Annotated in this window: 13 protein-coding genes and 4 tRNA genes; 13 read left to right on the forward strand and 4 right to left on the reverse strand. The window is 45.0% G+C overall.

The genetic code is table 11. The annotated features are described in order from the left end of the window. Positions 1-13 precede the first annotated feature (13 nt). On the reverse strand, positions 14-3,478 hold the full coding sequence (mfd, locus tag P8S55_RS08710; RefSeq protein WP_289223832.1) for a transcription-repair coupling factor: 3,465 nt from the start codon (positions 3,476-3,478) through the stop codon (positions 14-16). A 134-nt stretch (positions 3,479-3,612) separates the two neighbouring features. On the opposite strand from mfd, the gene P8S55_RS08715 reads away from it, so the two are divergent. The 4 genes from P8S55_RS08715 to P8S55_RS08730 are packed head-to-tail and all read left to right on the forward strand — an operon-like array spanning position 3,613 to position 8,162. Further along, positions 3,613-4,257, forward strand: a complete 645-nt coding sequence (locus P8S55_RS08715) for a trimeric intracellular cation channel family protein (RefSeq protein ID WP_289223833.1) — start codon at positions 3,613-3,615, stop codon at positions 4,255-4,257. An 8-nt stretch (positions 4,258-4,265) separates the two neighbouring features. Continuing rightward, on the forward strand, positions 4,266-5,519 hold the full coding sequence (locus P8S55_RS08720; RefSeq protein WP_289223834.1) for a lipoprotein-releasing ABC transporter permease subunit: 1,254 nt from the start codon (positions 4,266-4,268) through the stop codon (positions 5,517-5,519). Continuing rightward, positions 5,512-6,198, forward strand: coding sequence for a lipoprotein-releasing ABC transporter ATP-binding protein LolD (gene lolD, locus P8S55_RS08725; RefSeq protein ID WP_289223835.1), 687 nt, complete (start codon positions 5,512-5,514; stop codon positions 6,196-6,198). Before P8S55_RS08720 ends, lolD begins: the two co-directional genes overlap by 8 nt. Before the next feature lie 2 nt (positions 6,199-6,200). Next, positions 6,201-8,162 (forward strand): ABC-F family ATP-binding cassette domain-containing protein, encoded by a 1,962-nt coding sequence (locus tag P8S55_RS08730; protein ID WP_289223836.1) that lies wholly within the window; start codon positions 6,201-6,203, stop codon positions 8,160-8,162. 48 nt (positions 8,163-8,210) lie between these two features. On the opposite strand, the gene P8S55_RS08735 is transcribed toward P8S55_RS08730, so the two are convergent. Next, complete coding sequence (locus tag P8S55_RS08735; protein ID WP_289223837.1) at positions 8,211-8,426, reverse strand: YgaP family membrane protein; 216 nt, start codon at positions 8,424-8,426, stop codon at positions 8,211-8,213. 248 nt (positions 8,427-8,674) lie between these two features. On the opposite strand from P8S55_RS08735, the gene tig reads away from it, so the two are divergent. The 9 genes from tig (at position 8,675) to P8S55_RS08780 (ending at position 15,364) form a co-directional block, all read left to right on the forward strand. Continuing rightward, the gene (tig, locus tag P8S55_RS08740) at positions 8,675-9,991 is read left to right on the forward strand and encodes a trigger factor (protein ID WP_289223838.1); all 1,317 of its coding nucleotides are present in this window, start codon (positions 8,675-8,677) and stop codon (positions 9,989-9,991) included. 110 nt (positions 9,992-10,101) lie between these two features. Further along, a complete protein-coding gene (clpP, locus tag P8S55_RS08745; protein WP_289223839.1) occupies positions 10,102-10,704 on the forward strand; it encodes an ATP-dependent Clp endopeptidase proteolytic subunit ClpP in 603 nt (200 codons plus the stop codon). Positions 10,705-10,718: 14 nt separating this feature from the next. Then, a complete protein-coding gene (gene clpX, locus P8S55_RS08750) occupies positions 10,719-11,969 on the forward strand; it encodes an ATP-dependent Clp protease ATP-binding subunit ClpX (RefSeq protein ID WP_289223840.1) in 1,251 nt (416 codons plus the stop codon). A 62-nt stretch (positions 11,970-12,031) separates the two neighbouring features. Continuing rightward, on the forward strand, positions 12,032-14,449 hold the full coding sequence (lon, locus tag P8S55_RS08755; protein WP_289223841.1) for an endopeptidase La: 2,418 nt from the start codon (positions 12,032-12,034) through the stop codon (positions 14,447-14,449). Positions 14,450-14,554: 105 nt separating this feature from the next. Beyond that, complete coding sequence (gene hbs / locus P8S55_RS08760) at positions 14,555-14,827, forward strand: non-specific DNA-binding protein Hbs (RefSeq protein WP_289223842.1); 273 nt, start codon at positions 14,555-14,557, stop codon at positions 14,825-14,827. 136 nt (positions 14,828-14,963) lie between these two features. After that, positions 14,964-15,039 (forward strand) — tRNA-Val (locus tag P8S55_RS08765). A gap of 5 nt (positions 15,040-15,044) precedes the next feature. Continuing rightward, positions 15,045-15,121, forward strand: a tRNA-Asp gene (locus P8S55_RS08770). An 85-nt stretch (positions 15,122-15,206) separates the two neighbouring features. Continuing rightward, a tRNA-Val gene (locus P8S55_RS08775) sits at positions 15,207-15,282 on the forward strand. A 5-nt stretch (positions 15,283-15,287) separates the two neighbouring features. Next, positions 15,288-15,364, forward strand: a tRNA-Asp gene (locus tag P8S55_RS08780). 124 nt (positions 15,365-15,488) lie between these two features. On the opposite strand, the gene P8S55_RS08785 is transcribed toward P8S55_RS08780, so the two are convergent. Next, positions 15,489-16,691 (reverse strand): cupin domain-containing protein, encoded by a 1,203-nt coding sequence (locus P8S55_RS08785; RefSeq protein ID WP_289223843.1) that lies wholly within the window; start codon positions 16,689-16,691, stop codon positions 15,489-15,491. A gap of 79 nt (positions 16,692-16,770) precedes the next feature. After that, positions 16,771-18,180 (reverse strand): adenylosuccinate lyase, encoded by a 1,410-nt coding sequence (purB, locus tag P8S55_RS08790; protein WP_289223844.1) that lies wholly within the window; start codon positions 18,178-18,180, stop codon positions 16,771-16,773. Positions 18,181-18,216 lie beyond the last annotated feature (36 nt).

Below are 18,216 nucleotides of genomic sequence, written 5' to 3' on the forward strand. Positions count from 1 at the left end.
GGTTTTTGACTCATTATTGTTCAACACCTAGGCTTTGCAGAGCAAACTCTAACGTAGTAATTCGGGTTTTCATATCTGGCATTGTATCGAAAACCTTGAGTTCTGTTTGACCTTTTAGCTGATAACGTTTGGGGTGAGTTTGGATGAGTTGAATAAGTTTGAGCGCATCAATATTCGGTTGGTTATTAAATTGAATCCGAATTTCTGTATCACCCGCATCGAGTTTTTTAATCCCAATCGGCGCCGCAAGCAGTTTAACACGTGTCACGGCAAACAGGTTTTTGACCTGCTCAGGTAACAAACCAAACCGATCAATCATCTCGACTTCCAGCTCATGCAATTGCGTTTCGTCTTGGGCGCTGGCGATGCGTTTGTAAAACACTAGCCGGCTATGAATGTCGGGCAAATAATCCTCAGGAATCAGTGAGGCAAAGCCCAAATCGACCTCACAACCGCCACTCAAATCCGCATTTAGTTCAGGCTGTTTACCGCAACGAAGTGCATTGACTGCGCGTTCGAGAAGTTCGCTGTATAAGCCAAAGCCAATTTCGTGGATTTGACCTGATTGGCCTTCGCCTAATAATTCACCTGCGCCACGAATTTCTAGGTCATGGCTGGCCAACATAAAGCCTGCGCCCAGTGTGTCGTGCTTGGCGATCGCTGTTAGGCGTTTTTGGGCATCTTCGGTAATACTCGCCTTGTCACCGGTGAGCATATAGGCATAGGCTTTGTGATGAGAACGCCCCACGCGACCTCTTAGTTGATGCAGCTGAGCCAGTCCGAATTTATCCGCACGATGAATAATAATCGTATTGGCGCTGGGCACATCAATGCCGGTTTCTATAATGGTGGTGCAGACCAGAATGTTGAAGCGTCTATGATAAAAGTCCTGCATGATTTTTTCCAGCTCACGTTCATGCATTTGACCGTGCGCCACACCAACACGCGCATCGGGAATCAGTGCTTGGATCTTTTCAGCCATGTGTTCAATTTTATCCACCTGATTGAACAGTAAATACACCTGTCCGCCGCGGCGTAATTCACGCAAGCAGGCCTCTCGCACGATATCTTCCTGCCAGGGCTGAACAAAGGTTTGCACTGACAGGCGCTTCGCCGGTGGGGTGGCGATAATCGATAAATCACGAATACCGTTCATGGCCATGTTCAAGGTGCGAGGAATCGGCGTGGCGGTCATGGTTAATACATCGACCTGTGCACGCAGTTTTTTGAGTTGCTCTTTTTGGCGCACACCAAATCGATGCTCTTCATCAATAATCAATAGCCCTAGATTGCTAAACACCACATCTTTTTGAATCAGTTTATGGGTGCCGATAATAATGTCCACTTTGTTATCCGCTAGGGCTTGGAGCACTTGGCTTTGTTGTTTGGCGGTTTGGAAGCGTGATAACACTTCAATGCGAATCGGCCAGTTAGCAAATCGATCTTTAAAATTTTCAAAATGCTGTTGGGCAAGCAGGGTGGTGGGAACGAGAATGCCGACCTGTTTGCCATCGTAAGCCGCCACAAACGCTGCACGCATCGCCACTTCGGTTTTACCAAAACCGACATCACCGCAGACCAAACGATCCATCGGTTTTTTCGATTGCATATCCGCGACCACAGCGGCAATCGTCTGCATTTGGTCATAGGTTTCTTCAAACCCAAAGCCGCCACAAAATTGTGCATAAGCCTCATCCGCCAGTTGATAGCTGTAACCTTGTTTGGCTTCGCGTTGCGCATAAATGTCGAGCAGTTCAGCGGCGACATCGCGCACTTTTTCAGCCGCTTTGCGTTTGGCCTTATCCCATTTATCGGTGCCGAGTTTGTGAAGCGGCGCGGTTTCTGGGCTGGCACCGGTGTAGCGGCTGATTAGGTGTAATGAGCTCACCGGCACATACAGCTTGTCGCCACCGGCATAACCAATCATTAAAAACTCGCGTTCATCACCACCCAAAGCCAGTTTTTCTAAACCTAGATAACGACCGACACCATGGTCAATATGCACCATTGGGCTGCCGATTTCTAGCTCAACTAGATTACTAATCGCCTGATCAAACTCATGGTGCTTGGTGCGGCGGCGACGTTTTTGCACCACAGTTTGACCGAGTAAAGCCGCCTCGGCAATTAACGTAAAATCGCGTGTGTGGATGGATTCCTGCAACGGCCCGACAACCAGGCCTGGTTGTTGTGCGGTGCACTCAGCACGGTGTTGTAAAAGCTCTGCCCAGGATTCAAATACCTTAGGTTGAATACGCTGCTTGTTCAACAGGTTGAGCAGGGTTTCACGTCGTCCTAAGCTTTCTGCACAGAAGGCCAATTGACCCGCATAACGATCAATAAATGCAGTGAGTTTCGCCAAGGGATAATCAGAATGTGAATCAACGCGTAAGTCGGGCAGGGTTTGGCTATCAAATCTCGCATTAAAGCGCTTGCCTTCGCTAGCACTGTGCAGACTTATGCGGTGGAAGGCTTTAAGTTGTCCCAAGCATTCGGGGGCGCTTAGGATTAATTGATTGGGCGCTAAGAGCGGATAATCTGGGTTATAGCGCCCAATCTCATAGCGCTCGTTAAAGTCTTGCCAATTGTGCTCGATCGCGTTTTCTAAATCCGCCGTGTCAAAAAACAACGCATCGGCGGGTAGATAGTCAAATAGGGTGGCGGTTTGCGCATGAAACAGCGGCAGATAATACTCTAATCCGCCGACATTTTCGCCCTCGCTGACTTGTTTGTAGAGAGCGCTGCTACGTCCATCGCCCGCAAACTGCTCGCGGAACGCTTGGCGAAATTGGGCAATGCCGGTTTCGCTAAAGTCGTATTCCTTCGCGGGCAGCAGCTCAACCTGTTCGATTTGCCCGGTAGTACGTTGGCTCTCGACATCAAACAGGCGAAGCGTGTCGATTTCGTCATCAAACAAATCAATGCGCAGCGGCTGGCGGCTGCCCATCGGGAACAAATCAATCAGAGCACCGCGAATTGCAAACTCACCATGCTCCATCACTTGGCTCACCCGTTGATAACCCGCCGATTCAAGTTGGCTGGCAAACTGGGCGCTATCAATACGTTGAGCGACTTGAAGTAATAGAGTGTGTTGCTGAATAAACTGCGCGGGCGCGATTTTTTGTAATAAACTCGCTACCGGAATAATCAACAGCCCTTTATGGGTTTGGGGCAATTGATAGAGGGTTTTTAAGCGCTCAGAAATAATGTCTTGGTGGGGTGAAAAACGATCATAGGGCAGGGTTTCCCATTCAGGAAGCGGCAACAGTGTGAGCGTGTCCGGCGCAAAAAATTGCGTCAGCTCCATCATTTCATTGGCTTGCGCCATATCAGAGCACACCAGCACCACCAGGCCTGGTGCGGTTATCGCTTGTTGCACTATCGCGAGTGCTTGCTCACTTAGATTAAGTGGCCCCCAATGGGAGCGGCTAGCTTTGAGTTCAATCGGTTTAAAATCAACAAGGGATAAATTTTGGCTCATGCCTGGGTTGCCTTTTGCATCACTTAATAATTAGACCGCTATTCTAGCCTGAAAAATTTAACGCTTGGGAATTTATCGTGTTACGTTTGAGATAGAATAGGATGTTTTTTTATGACGAGCTAAATCGCGAACTTATGAACTTTCTAACGGCGATTCATTTTTTAGATTTATTAGGCACCGTGGTGTTTGCGATTACCGGTTTGCTGGCGGCCAGTCGTAAGCAACTCGACTTGTTTGGCGCGGTGGTATTGGCGATGGTAACCGCGGTGGGTGGCGGTACTCTGCGGGATTTGATTTTAGATGTGCCGGTGTTTTGGACTCAGCAAACCCTTTATGTGTATGTGATTGTGATTTCAACCCTGATTGTCTATGTGTACAATCGTTATTTTGATATTCCGATGAAATTGCTGTTGGTGCTGGATGCGCTGGGGTTGGCGGTATTTACCGTGATTGGCGCACAAAAAGCGTTTGATTTAGGCTTTAGTGATCCGATTGTCATTATGTTTGGCATAATGACCGGTGTGGTAGGCGGTATTATTCGTGATGTGCTGGTGGGTGAAGTGCCGTTGATTTTCCGAAAAGAGATTTATGCTACCGCCTCGTTTTTGGGGGCAAGTGTATTGGTGCTAGGGTTACATTTTATAGAAAACCGAGAGCTGGCGATTTTACTGGCAATGATTGTCGTGTTTGGTTTGCGCATGCTGGCGATACAGAAAAACTATGGCTTACCAATTTTTATTTCCAAGTCCGCACCCGCGGATGATTCCAACAAACCTTAGAGAATTGTATGTTTAAACTTCCTTTTGAATGGCTATTGGGGTTGCGCTATATTCGCGCCAAACGCCGTAATGGTTTTATCTCGTTTATCTCCATGTCTTCGATGATTGGTATTGCACTCGGTGTGATGGCACTGATTACGGTGATGTCGATTATGAACGGCTTTCAGCACGAGTTGCGTGAGCGCATTTTGGGGATGACTGCCCATTTAACCCTGTCAGATAACCACCACAACCTGGCTAATTGGCAAGAACTGTATGAAATGAGCAAACTGCATCCAAGAGTGTTGGGTGCCGCGCCGAATATTATGGAGCAGGGCATGCTGTCAAAGGGCGAGAGGGTTAAAGGCGTGATGATTCGTGGCGTGTTGCCTGAGTATGAATCCGAGGTCTCCAGTATTGAAGATAATATGATTACCGGTTCATTGTCGGAGCTAACCGCGCAGGGTTATGGCGTGGTGTTAGGGATGGAGCTGGCACAGAGCTTGGGCGTGTCAGTCGGCGATTCGGTTACCTTAATTGCGCCGCAGGGTGCGGTGTCGCCCGTGGGTATGTTGCCACGTATTAAACGCTTGAGTGTCACGGGCTTGTTCCGTGCTGGCATGCATGAATATGATTCCGGTATGGCGATTATTCACCTAGAAGATGCGGCCACCATCTTCCGGTATCGTGATCAAACGGTCAGTGGGTTGCAGTTAAAAATTGATGACTTGTTTAAGGTTTATGAGGTTAGGCGCGACTATATCGTTAGTTTTAACGATCAGTTTTTAATCCGTGATTGGACTCAGCAACACGCCAACTTTTTTAAAGCGATTCAAATGGAAAAACGCATGATGTTTATCGTGCTGGCGCTCATTATTATGGTGGCGGCGTTTAATATTGTTTCGACCATGGTGATGGTGGTAACAGATAAACAGAAGGACATTGCGGTGTTGCGCACGATTGGTGCATCGCCAATGAGTATTCAGGCCATATTTATTATTCAAGGTTTGATTATAGGCATTATTGGTGCTTATCTCGGCATGGTTGGCGGCGTGGTGTTGTCGTTGAATATTCATGTGATTATTCCGTTTATTGAACAACTATTTGGCTTCCAGTTTTTCCCTGCTGATGTCTATTACATTAGCGAAGTGCCCTCCAAGTTAGATTGGAGCGACGTTTGGGCGGTGTCAGGATTGGCGTTTGTTTTAACCCTGTTGGCGACCCTTTATCCGGCCTGGCGCGCATCACGAATTCAACCTGCGGAGGCGCTGCGTTATGAGTGAGTTTATTTTGCAAGCGAATCATCTTGGCAAAACCTACAAAGACGGTGAGCTGGTCACTGAGGTTTTGGCGGATATCAATCTCTCTTTATCCGCTTGTGAGCGGATGGCGATTGTTGGCGCCTCGGGTTCTGGAAAAAGTACCTTGCTTCACCTATTGGCAGGCTTAGACAAACCGACAACCGGCGAAGTCAGGCTGGCGGGTAAAGACTTCTCGAACCTATCTGAAACCAAGCGCGGTTTGTTGCGCAATCAGCATCTGGGGTTTGTTTACCAATTTCACTATCTGTTGGCGGAGCTAACGGCGCTGGAGAATGTGATGTTGCCTTTGCGGGTGGCCAGAAAAGACGCATTTGAGTCGGCGCGTCAAGCCACCGATTTGTTAAAACAGGTGGGTTTGGGTCATCGTTTGCACCACAAACCCTCGGAGTTGTCGGGTGGCGAACGTCAGCGCGTGGCGATAGCGCGCGCGCTTATAACCCGACCTGGTTGTATCCTTGCGGATGAGCCGACCGGTAATTTGGATTCAAAATCGGCTGATCAGGTGTTTGAGCTAATGCTGTCACTGAACGAGCAGTTTGATACCGCCTTGCTGGTGGTGACCCATGATTTAGAATTGGCCGCCCAAATTGGACAAACCATCACGCTGGTGGACGGTCGTATTCAGAGCGAGCCGAGCTAAGTATGCTAGCGATTCAATCGATTTCCCTGCGCGCGGGCACCAAGTCGCTGTTAGAAAATGCCAGCCTTACGCTGCATCCTGGTCAAAAAGTCGGCATTATTGGGCGCAATGGCGTCGGAAAATCGACCTTATTTAAGGCGATTTTAGGCCAGCAAACTGTCGATGCCGGGCAGATCTCGATGCCAGCTAATTGGCAGGTGGGCTATGTTCAGCAAGAAGACTTAGAAAGCGCATTGAGCGCGATGGACTATGTGCTGTCTGGCGATAGCTTGTATTATCAGTTGGTAAATAAACTTAAGCAGGCTGAGCAGGAGAATGATTCAAATACCATGGTGAATTTGCATGATCAACTCGATCATATTCAAGCTTATCAAGTGCCGCTCAAAGCCGAGCAGTTGTTGTATGGTTTGGGGTTTGAGAGAGCAGATTTAGCACGAGAATATCGGGCGTTTTCCGGTGGGTGGCAGGTGCGTTTAAAACTGGCTAAAGCCTTAATGCAGCGATCGGATTTGTTATTGCTGGATGAGCCCACTAACCATTTGGACATCGAAGCGGTGGCTTGGCTGGAGCAGTGGTTGGCGGCCTATAGTGGCGCGGTATTGTTAATTTCACATGATCGGCATTTTTTGGATCAGGTGGTGAGTGGCATTGCGCTGATGGAGGAGCAGCGGATTGCGCTTTATACCGGCAACTTTGAAAGCTATGAGCGCCAACGCAGTATGCAGTTGATGCAACAGCAGTCGTTACTCGACAAACAAAAGCAGCGTATGCAGCACCTTAAAACCTTTATCACCCGCTTCAAAGCCAAGGCCAGCAAAGCCAAACAAGCACAAAGCCGCGTTAAGGCGCTGGAGCGAATGGAAGAGATTGCGCCCTTGCAGGCGACTAACCCGCTTCGATTTGAGTTTTTTAATCCGGATCATTTGCCAGACCCGATGTTGCAGGTCGAAAAGCTAGGTTTTGGTTATCCCGATGAAAACCCACTATTTGAATCGATTGATCTGGTGCTACGTGCGGGTGATCGTATCGGCTTGGTTGGGGTGAATGGCAGTGGTAAATCGACCTTTTTAAAGCTGATTGTGCAAGAGCTTAAAGCCCAAACTGGCAAAATGCGTTATGCCAAGGGTTTAAAAGTCGGTTATTTTGCCCAGCACCAAGTCGAGGCGTTGGATTTAGATGCCACACCGGTGCAAACCCTGTTGCGTGAGTTTGAAACCCTAACCGATCAGCAAGCGCGTGATTTTCTCGGAGGTTTTGGTTTTAGCCATGACCAAGCCTTATCACCGATTCGCCATTTCTCTGGGGGTGAAAAAGCACGGCTTTCTTTAGCGGTGATTGTTTACCAAAAGCCGAATTTGATTATTCTTGACGAACCCACCAACCATCTAGATATGGATGCGCGTGATGCACTGGATGAAGCGCTGCAGGCGTTTGAAGGCGCATTGATTGTTGTGTCGCATGATCGTCATATGCTAGCGGGTATTGTGGATCAATACTGGTGGGTCCACGAAGGGCAGGTGAGTTTATTTCATGGTGATTTGGATGCCTATTTGCACCAAAGATTGGTATTGCTTAAGCAACAAAAACAAGCCAAGAGCGAAGCAAAAAATGACTCCACACAACCATACCCAGACGGGCATAAAGGCCTGGTTGAAGACGCGGGCTTAAATAAAAAACAACAACGCCAACAAAATGCCGAACAACGCAAGCGCCTTCAACACGCCACTCAAAAGCCGCGCAAGCAATTAGAGCAGGTTAATAAACAACTTGAAAAACACCAGCAGCGTATGGATGAACTCCATCAGCAACTGGCCGATGAGAGCATCTATCAAGTCGATAAAACCCAAGAACTTAATACATTATTAGCAGAACAAACTCAACTACAAAACGAGCTAGACGAGCTAGAAATGCAATGGCTAGAACTCGAACAACAAATAGAAGAAATCAGCAAGGGATTTGAGTAGAAGTGGGCGGGTTGAGGCAAAATGCCTCAACCCGATGAAGCGGGGTGTTTAAGCTCGTTCTTTTAAAAAAGGTGAACCGTGCTTTAAGCCTAGTTTTTTCAAAATAATGACCATTGGGCAGAAACGGAATACACCAGAAATAATCAGGTTTAAACCAACAAAAGCGGTTAAAAGCAACCAGGCTTGTGAAACGTACACCGCAAGCGCTAAGCTGACCAAAACAACAGAACCAGCTACCATTAAAACAACACGTTCAATAATCATATGTACTTCTCCAATTTTAGTTTAATTTGAATTTACAATTACTATTGTAGCCCAATATTATTAAATAATGTGATCCGCTTGGATAAATAAAATAAGTAAATACTAATGTTTTAATGGTGTTTATATTTTTCTTGTTGTTTTTGCCTATATCTGTATAATTTTGGGACTATTAATTATTGCTGTGTTTGTAGGTTTTTACATACCAAACGCAGTAGCCATTTGAATTTAATAACTATTTGAGAATTTGTATGCAAGTATCTGTCGAAAAACCTGAGCAAGGCCTAGAGCATAAAATTAGCGTCAGCTTTCCTTCTAATGATTTTGACGCGAAGGTTGAAAAGCGTCTGAATGAAATGCGCCGCACGGTCAAGATGGATGGGTTCCGTCCTGGTAAAGTTCCAATGAATATGGTTAAAAAACGTTATTTGCCGCAAGTTCAGCAGGAACTTTTGGGTGAAGCATTGCACTATGCTTTTTTTGACGCTATGGACAAAGAGGGTTATAACCCTGCTGGTTATCCTGCATTTGACGACGTAAAGTTAGAAAAGGGCGAAATTAAATTTGACGCACGATTTGATATTTACCCAGAAATTACTTTGCCTGCTTTTGATTCGATTAAAATTGAAAAATTGAATGCTGAAGTGAAAGAAGGCGATGTTGATAAAATGATTCAACGTTTGCAGGAACAGCGCTCAGCATGGAAGCCAGCGGATGCGGCGAAAAAAGCGAACATGGGTGAGCAGGTTATTATTGATTTTGTTGGTAAGCTTGAGGGTGTTGAGTTTGACGGTGGTAAGGCTGAAAATGTACCATTAGAGCTCGGTTCTGGTCGAATGATCCCAGGTTTTGAAGATGGCATTATTGGTATGAAAAAAGGGGAATCAAAAACAATTGATGTTACTTTCCCAGAGCACTATCAAGCGGAACACCTAAAGGGTAAAATTGCGCAGTTTGATATTACTGTCCATTCAGTACAAACTAAACAGTTGCCTGAGCTAGACGAGGAGTTCATCAAATCATTTGGTATCGATGATGGGAGCGTTGATTCATTGCGTAAAGAAATCCGTGAGAACATGGAGCGTGAATTAAAGCGCACTTTGGATGCTAAAAACCGTCAGGCTGCTTTTGATGCATTAGAAAAAGCAGTGGATATTGAAGTGCCTAAGTCTTTGGTTGCGCAAGAAGCGCAGAGCATGTTGGAAAACTATATGCAACGTTTAGAGCAGCAGGGTATGCCTAAAGGTCAAATGCCAAGCTTAACAGCTGATGTTTTCAGCGAAGAGGCTAAAAAGCGTGTTAAGTTAGGCTTGGTCATTGGTGATGTTATAAAAGCGAATGACATACAGGCATCACAAGCTGATTTGGATGCGTTTATTGCTGATCAAGCCTCTGCATACGAAGATCCGGATGAAATTAAACAGTGGTATAAAGAAAATCCACAGCGTTTAAATGAAGCACGCTCTGTAATTGTAGAATCAGCTGTAGCGAAAAAAATAATGGCTGAAGCTAATGTAAATGAAGTAACTAAAGCGTTTGATGAGATTGTTAGCGCTTCAGCGGCTTAAGTTCTTTAATTTGCTTATATGCCCAAACCCTATGAATGGTTTAAACCATCATAGGGTTTTTGTTTTTAACATTCGATTAGAATATAAATTAGATTTTGTAGAGGTGGATAATGAATACATCGGTAATTAGCAATGCGTTAGTGCCTATGGTGGTAGAGCAAACCAGCCGAGGTGAGCGTGCCTATGATATATATTCACGTTTACTTAAAGAGCGTGTAATTTTTTTAGTAGGGCAGGTTGAAGACCATATGGCGAATTTGATTGTAGCCCAAATGTTGTTTTTGGAAGCAGAAAACCCGGAAAAGGACATTCATCTATATATTAACTCGCCTGGCGGTAGTGTTACCGCGGGAATGGCGATTTATGATACGATGCGTTTCATTAAGCCTGATGTTTCAACTATGGTGATGGGTCAAGCAGCGAGCATGGGTTCGTTCTTATTGGCCGCGGGTACTAAAGGTAAGCGTTTTGCATTGCCCAATTCACGCGTAATGATTCACCAACCATTGGGTGGGTTTCAGGGGCAGGCGAGTGATTTTGAAATACATGCACGCGAAATATTGTATATTAAAGACAAGTTAAATCGTGCCTTAGCTGAAAATACTGGACAGCCTATTGAGGTAATTGAAAACGACACGGATCGTGATAACTTTATGAGCGCACAAGGTGCGATGGAATATGGTTTGGTTGATCAGGTATTGCATAACCGCTAGGATTGAGAGATGTTATGAAAGAAAAAATGTTGTATTGTTCTTTTTGTGGAAAGAGTCAGGATGAAGTTCGAAAGCTGATAGCAGGGCCTTCGGTATACATTTGTGATGAGTGTATCGAATTATGCAATGATATTTTGCATGAAGAATTAGGCGCTGATGTTGAACATGCGTTTGATCTTGATCATTTACCGACTCCGCGTGAAATAAATGCAATTCTTGATGATTATGTAATTGGTCAGGAAAAGGCCAAAAAAGTTTTATCGGTCGCTGTATATAATCATTACCGACGTTTACAAAACGCCAACAACGCGGATGAAGTTGAACTTACAAAGAGTAATATTTTACTCATTGGACCTACAGGTTCAGGAAAAACCTTGCTAGCTCAAACAATGGCACGATTGTTGGATGTCCCTTTTGCGATAGCCGATGCCACTACCTTGACTGAAGCGGGGTATGTAGGTGAGGATGTTGAAAGTATTATTTTAAAGCTTCTTCAACGCTGCGATAATGATCCCGCTAAGGCTGAGAGGGGTATTATTTATATCGATGAAATTGATAAAATTACACGAAAGTCGGAAAATCCTTCAATTACACGCGATGTATCTGGGGAAGGTGTTCAGCAGGCATTGCTTAAGTTGATTGAAGGTACACAAGCAGCTGTTCCACCACAAGGCGGACGTAAACACCCTAATCAAGAAATGATTTATGTTGATACCTCTAAGATTTTATTTATAGTGGGTGGCGCATTTGAAGGACTGGATAAAATTATCGAACAGCGAACCGAGAAAAATTTAGGTATAGGTTTTTCTGCCGATATAAAATCTAAAGACAAGGTAAAAACCTTAACGCAGAAGTTTGCTGAAATTGAGCCTGAAGATCTTACTAAGTTTGGTTTGATTCCTGAGTTTGTAGGTCGTTTGCCGGTGATAGCATCACTTACTGAGTTGGATGAAAAGGCATTGGTACAGATTTTAACTGTACCTAAAAATGCATTGGTTAAACAGTTTCAGAAGATGTTTGAACTTGAGGGTGCAAAACTGGAATTTAGAACGGATGCCTTGTCTGAGATTGCTAAATTAGCGATAGCTCGAAAAATAGGTGCAAGGGGTTTACGCTCTATACTTGAGCAGGTTTTGTTAGATACTATGTATGAATTACCCAGCATGGAAAATGTTGAGAAAGTAGTCGTAAACAAAGCGGTTATTCAAGGTAAAAAACCACCTATGGTGGTCTATCATGATGTTGCTAAAGCGGCAAGTGAATAACCTTAATTTTTGGTGACTAAAACCCAGCTTGCCTGGGTTTTTTATTCTAAAGAAGAGTGTTTATGGATATTAATCAAATCGCAATGAAAATGAATGTTTTAGTCATGCCTCTGCGAGATGTGGTTGTGTTTCCTGGTTCGGTGATGCCCTTATTTGTTGGTCGTGCAAAGTCGATTAGCGCCGTATTCGAGGCGCAGAGGCGTGATCGACAACTTTTTTTAATAGCACAGAAAAGTGCTGATCAAGATGATCCTAAGGTATCTGATCTCTATGCTGTTGGCACACTTGCAAACATTCTCCAAACTCTAAAACTTCCTGATGGTACGGTAAAAGTCTTGGTTGAGGGGGTGCAACGGTTTGAGTTGATTAACTTGCATAACCACGATGGTTTTTTAGAGGCGGATATCGCTGCGCTAGAGCAGGATCAGGGGCCTGATGATGAAACCCAGGCGTTATCAAGCCTGTTGCGTGAAAGATTTCTGTACCTTGCTGATTTGAGAAAAAAACTGCCTTCAGAGGTCCGTGAGTCGATTGAACGTACGGAGGAATCTAATCGTTTAGTTGATTTAATCGGTGCCAATATGTCGTTAACAATGGATAGAAAGCAGGCCTTATTGTCATTGTTATCTGTTAATGCTCGTTTAGAGCAGTTATTGGCTTATATTGAAGAAGATATTGACCTGATTGAATCTGAAAAGCGCATTACCATGCGGGTGAAGAGTCAGATGGATCGAACTCAGCGAGAGTTTTATCTAAATGAAAAGATTAAGGCGATTCACAAGGAATTGCGTCGTGATGAAGAGGGGCCTGATGAGTTTGAAAATTTTGAAACTAAAATTAAGCAGGCTCAAATGCCAGCCGAAATTGAAACCAAAGCATTTGTGGAGCTTAAAAAGCTCAAGCAAATGCAAGCTCAGTCTGCCGAGGCCAATGTTATAAGAAACTATTTAGATTGGTTAGTTCAGCTTCCCTGGAAAAAACGATCTCGCGTTTCTAAAGATTTGTTAAAAGCCCAAGCTATTCTTGATCAGCAACACTATGGATTAGAGAAGGTGAAGGAGCGTATTGTTGAATACCTAGCGGTACAGCAGCGCGTAAAGAAAATAAAAGGCTCCATTCTTTGTTTAGTGGGTCCTCCTGGTGTCGGTAAAACTACCTTGGCACGTTCTATTGCTCAAGCAACTAACCGCCAGTATGTGAGAATGGCATTAGGTGGGGTTAGGGATGAAGCTGAAATTCGTGGTCATCGTAAAACCTATATCGGTGCTTTACCCGGTAAAATCATTCAAAAAATGGCTAAGGCTGGTACAGTTAACCCGTTGTTTTTACTTGATGAAGTGGATAAGATGGCTTCTGATTCACGGGGTGATCCAGCGAGTGCATTGCTAGAAGTTTTAGACCCTGAGCAAAATGCTACCTTTAATGATCATTATCTTGAAGTCGATTATGATTTGTCTGATGTGATGTTTATTGCGACGTCAAATTCGATGGATATTCCAGAGGCTTTACTTGATCGCATGGAAGTTATTCATTTATCTGGTTATACAGAACCAGAAAAAATTAATATTGCTATGCGTTATTTAGTTGACAAAAAAATTCGAGACCATGGTTTGAAGCCTCAAGAACTTGAAATAACGGAGTCTGCGATTAAACGTATTATTCAAGTCTATACTCGTGAAGCAGGTGTTCGTGACCTTGATCGTAGTATTGCTAAGATATGTCGTAAAGCCGTCAGGCAGATACTCGATAACTCAAAAACGGCACCGATTAAAGTTGATAAAGATGATTTAGAAGCTTACTTAGGCGTAGCCAAGCATCGTTTTGGTTTAGCTAGTTTAGAGAATCAAGTGGGTCAGGTTACAGGACTTGCATGGACACGTGTTGGTGGTGATTTGCTTAAAATTGAAGCAACAGCAATGCCTGGCAAGGGTAAGCTTGAGAGCACAGGCCAACTAGGCAGTGTTATGTCGGAGTCGGTTAAGGCGGCTATGAGTGTTATTAGAAGTCGGTCGGCCAGTTTAGGTTTGCCAGCTGATTTTTACGAGAAGGTCGATTTGCATTTGCATTTTCCTGATGGCGCAACAAAAAAAGATGGTCCTAGTGCAGGTATTGCTGTTTGTACGGCCATCACATCAGTTTTAACAAAAATAGCGGTGAGATCAGATGTTGCAATGACAGGAGAGATTACTCTAAGAGGTGAGGTTTTGCCAATAGGCGGCCTAAAAGAAAAGCTTTTGGCTGCATTGCGTGGTGGTGTTAAGGTTGTTTTGATTCCTCATGATAACTTGCGAGATTTAGCTGATATTTCAGCAGAAATAACCTCTCAGTTAGATATTAAACCTGTTCGTTGGATTGATGAGGTTCTAGAAGAAACCCTAGTTAGTCAACCTGCACCTTTAGTTTATGAGGATGAAGTTGTAGGTTCTCTGGGGGTCGGTAAGTTAACAAATGTTGCTATGGATGAGCAAAAAGCGCATTAATTGGCCTATTTAGTGTATTTCTCTTGACATACCAAGGCCGGGATTGCTATAAATGCCTTAGACCATTCTGATGGCAATAAATTTTTTTTCAACGGAGTTAAAAACATGAATAAATCTGAATTAGTTAGCGCAATAGCAGAAAAAGCGGGTTTAACAAAAGTGCAGGCAGCAAGTGCTCTGGATGCAACAGTTGTAAGCGTTACTGAAGCTTTAGCTAAGGGTGATCAAGTTGCGATTATTGGTTTCGGTACGTTTAAAGTGGGTGATCGTGCTGCTAGAACTGGTCGTAATCCTCAAACGGGTGCTGAGATGCAAATTCCAGCTGCTAAAGTACCAAAGTTTGCTGCAGGTAAAGCATTAAAAGACGCCGTTAACTAAGGTTGATGAAATTGTTATAAATTTGTAATAAATTTTGTTGACAACGCCGCCCAGCTCTTTATAATACGCGCATCAATTAAGCGAACGGCAATTAGCTGAAGCGCGCTAGAGTAGTATAGAGTAGTAAAGAGTTATCGGGTGCTTAGCTCAGCTGGGAGAGCATCGCCCTTACAAGGCGAGGGTCGGGGGTTCGAACCCCTCAGCACCCACCAAAATTGGAGCGGTAGTTCAGTTGGTTAGAATACCGGCCTGTCACGCCGGGGGTCGCGGGTTCGAGCCCCGTCCGCTCCGCCAAATCATAAGGCTAGCAATGCTAGCTTTTTTATTGCGACAATGACAAGTTGCGATTTAACTCGCAAGAGTTAAAAAACGTTTCAACGGGTGCTTAGCTCAGCTGGGAGAGCATCGCCCTTACAAGGCGAGGGTCGGGGGTTCGAACCCCTCAGCACCCACCAAAATTGGAGCGGTAGTTCAGTTGGTTAGAATACCGGCCTGTCACGCCGGGGGTCGCGGGTTCGAGCCCCGTCCGCTCCGCCAACATTTAAAAGCCCCGAACTCAATTGAGCTTGGGGCTTTTTTATTTTCTGAAATTTAAATAGGCTGAAGCTACTGTTCGGCTATTTAGCCTGTCGGACTTAGGTCTGCAGGCTCATAGACTTAATCAGGCTTCACCCTCGAAACATTCTGCTTGTTCTTTGTCTTCTGGAAACACTATAAACTGCCTTAGCCATAGCTGATATAGCCATTCCGCCACTGGGCGTTGCTTGCTCCAGCGTTGCAAGGTATCCGCATGGATACGGTCTTGATTGGCCACTTGCATAATCACACCATCGGCTAAACCGTCTGTCGGCCATTCAAATCCATTAATATACAGCACACAGCCATTGTTAATACGCTGAAATGCAAAACGACAAACTGGGTCTCGTTCTAGATAATCCACTTGTTTGAGTGCATTGATAAAAGTGTCTAGGTCGCCAGCTTCATCTTCATTGAGTGGTTCAGCTAGCGCGTTATGCGCGTTTTGATCTAACTGGGTGGCAAAGCGACCAAACCAATGTTGGATGGCTTGGTCGTCGTTGAGTGCGTTGAGCATCAGTTGTTTAGCATTCAACCAGGCCTGGTTGTTAATTTCGCCTGTCTGGGTATTTTGCCAGCTTGGGTCTTGATACATTTGATTGAAAAGATTGTTTTCCGATAAATAGTCACCGAAACTGTCAAATAGCTCTTGGCCTTTATAGCTGCGGTAGCCAATCGAGTAGGTCATGCAGTTATCGTCGAGCGCTACGCCATGGTGTCCCCATTTTGGTGGCAGATATAACATATCACCGGCTTCAAGGGTGTATTCTTCTTCGATTTCAAACTTGCGCATCAGGCGAAGAGGGGTGTTGTCTAAATAGTTGTCTAGCTCGCAGTCTTGCGCGCTCAGCATCCATTTACGTGTTCCTGTCGCCTGGAGTAAAAACACATCATAGTGATCAAAGTGGGGGCCGACATTGCCGCCTTCGGTGGCATAGCTAATCATAATGTCGTCAATGCGCCAGCGCGGAATAAAATTAAACGAATTGAGCAATTGTTGAACCTTAGGGATGAGTCGATCCATGCCTTGGACTAACAGTGTCCAGTTTTTTTCGGGTAGATCCGCATAATCCTGTTCACTAAATGGCCCATTGCGCAAAGCATAGTCCTGTTGAGCCTGTTGAATCACAATTCGGCTTTCGACTTCTTCTTCAAGTGAAAGGCCTGCTAGTTCTTCAGGGCTAATCGGGCTAATAAAGTTGGGTAGCGCTTGTCTGATCAGAAGCGGTTTTTTTTGCCAGTATTCGGTTAGGAATGTATTGGCATCGATTTGGTTAAACTGAATCATAGAGACGTCCTAATGCTAGAGTCGACTCCTTGGGATCAACAAGGAGTCGAGTTGGTTTTTTAACGACCTTTAACGACCTTTAACGACCTTTAAGGATAGTCAGGGCTAACTCAATGGTTTCGGCTTGGCGCTGCGCATTGCCAATGTAGCTTGCGGGCGTCATTTCTCTAAGGCTTTGCTTAGCTTGGGCTGGTAGGTCTAATTGGTCAACGAACTCTTGCATGATTTGTGAATTCACACGGCAACCACGAGTAAGGTCTTTTAGTTTTTCATAAGGTTTTTCGATGCCATAACGGCGCATCACGGTTTGAATGGCTTCAGCCAATACTTCCCAGTTATCATCGAGATCTTGGGCAAGCTTGGCTTCATTGACTTCAAGTTTGCTTAGACCTTTCATGCTGGCTTGCAGTGCGATTTGGGTATGCGCCACACCGACACCAAGGTTACGCAGTACGGTTGAGTCGGTGAGGTCACGTTGCCAGCGCGAAATCGGCAGTTTTTGCGCTAGGTGTTCAAATATCGCATTCGCCATCCCCAGGTTGCCTTCAGAGTTTTCAAAGTCAATGGGGTTTACTTTATGTGGCATGGTCGAAGAACCAATTTCACCCGCCACTGTTTTTTGTTTAAAGAAGCCCAGTGCAATATAGCCCCAAACATCACGATTAAAGTCGATCAAAATGGTGTTGAAGCGTGATAGCGCGTGGAAGTATTCAGCGATATAGTCATGGGGTTCGATTTGAATGGTGTAGGGGTTCCAGGCTAAGCCTAGTGAGTGAACAAACTGTTCGCTCAACTCATACCAGTTAATGCTAGGGTAGGCCGACAGGTGGGCGTTATAGTTACCGGTTGCGCCATTGATTTTGCCCATCACCTGTACTTGCATTAGTTGTTTGATTTGGCGTTGTAGGCGATAAGCGACATTGGCAAACTCTTTGCCCACAGTCGTTGGCGAAGCAGGTTGTCCGTGGGTGCGAGATAGCATTGGAATGCCTGCCATTTCAATCGCTTGACGCGCAATCTCATCGACCAGTTTTTGCATTTGAGCTACGATGACCTGTTCGCGTGCTTCTTTGAGCATCAGCGCGTAGGATAGGTTATTGATATCTTCTGAGGTGCAGGCGAAATGGATAAATTCGTTGATCTTGTCTAGCTCTTCAACAGATGCCATGTGCTCTTTGATGAGATATTCTACCGCTTTAACATCATGGTTGGTGGTGCGCTCGATTTCTTTCACACGCTGGGCCATCTCTAGGCTAAAGTTATCGACTAATAGTTGAAGGTGGGCTTTCGCCTCTGGGCTGAAGGTTGGGACTTCAGGAATGCCTGGGTGATTGGCAAGCATATTGAGCCAAGCGACTTCAACGCGTACACGATTTTTAATTAAACCGTATTCGCTGAAAATCGATTTTAAATCACCGAGGCGACTACCATAACGTCCATCGACTGGTGAGATTGCAGTAAGTTCAGAAAGAGAAAGAGCGTCTGACATAAGGCTTCCTTGTTAATGAAAGGTGTTAAATCGTGA

It is taken from the genome of Thiomicrospira sp. R3, assembly GCF_029581415.1.
GTDB lineage: Bacteria > Pseudomonadota > Gammaproteobacteria > Thiomicrospirales > Thiomicrospiraceae > Thiomicrospira.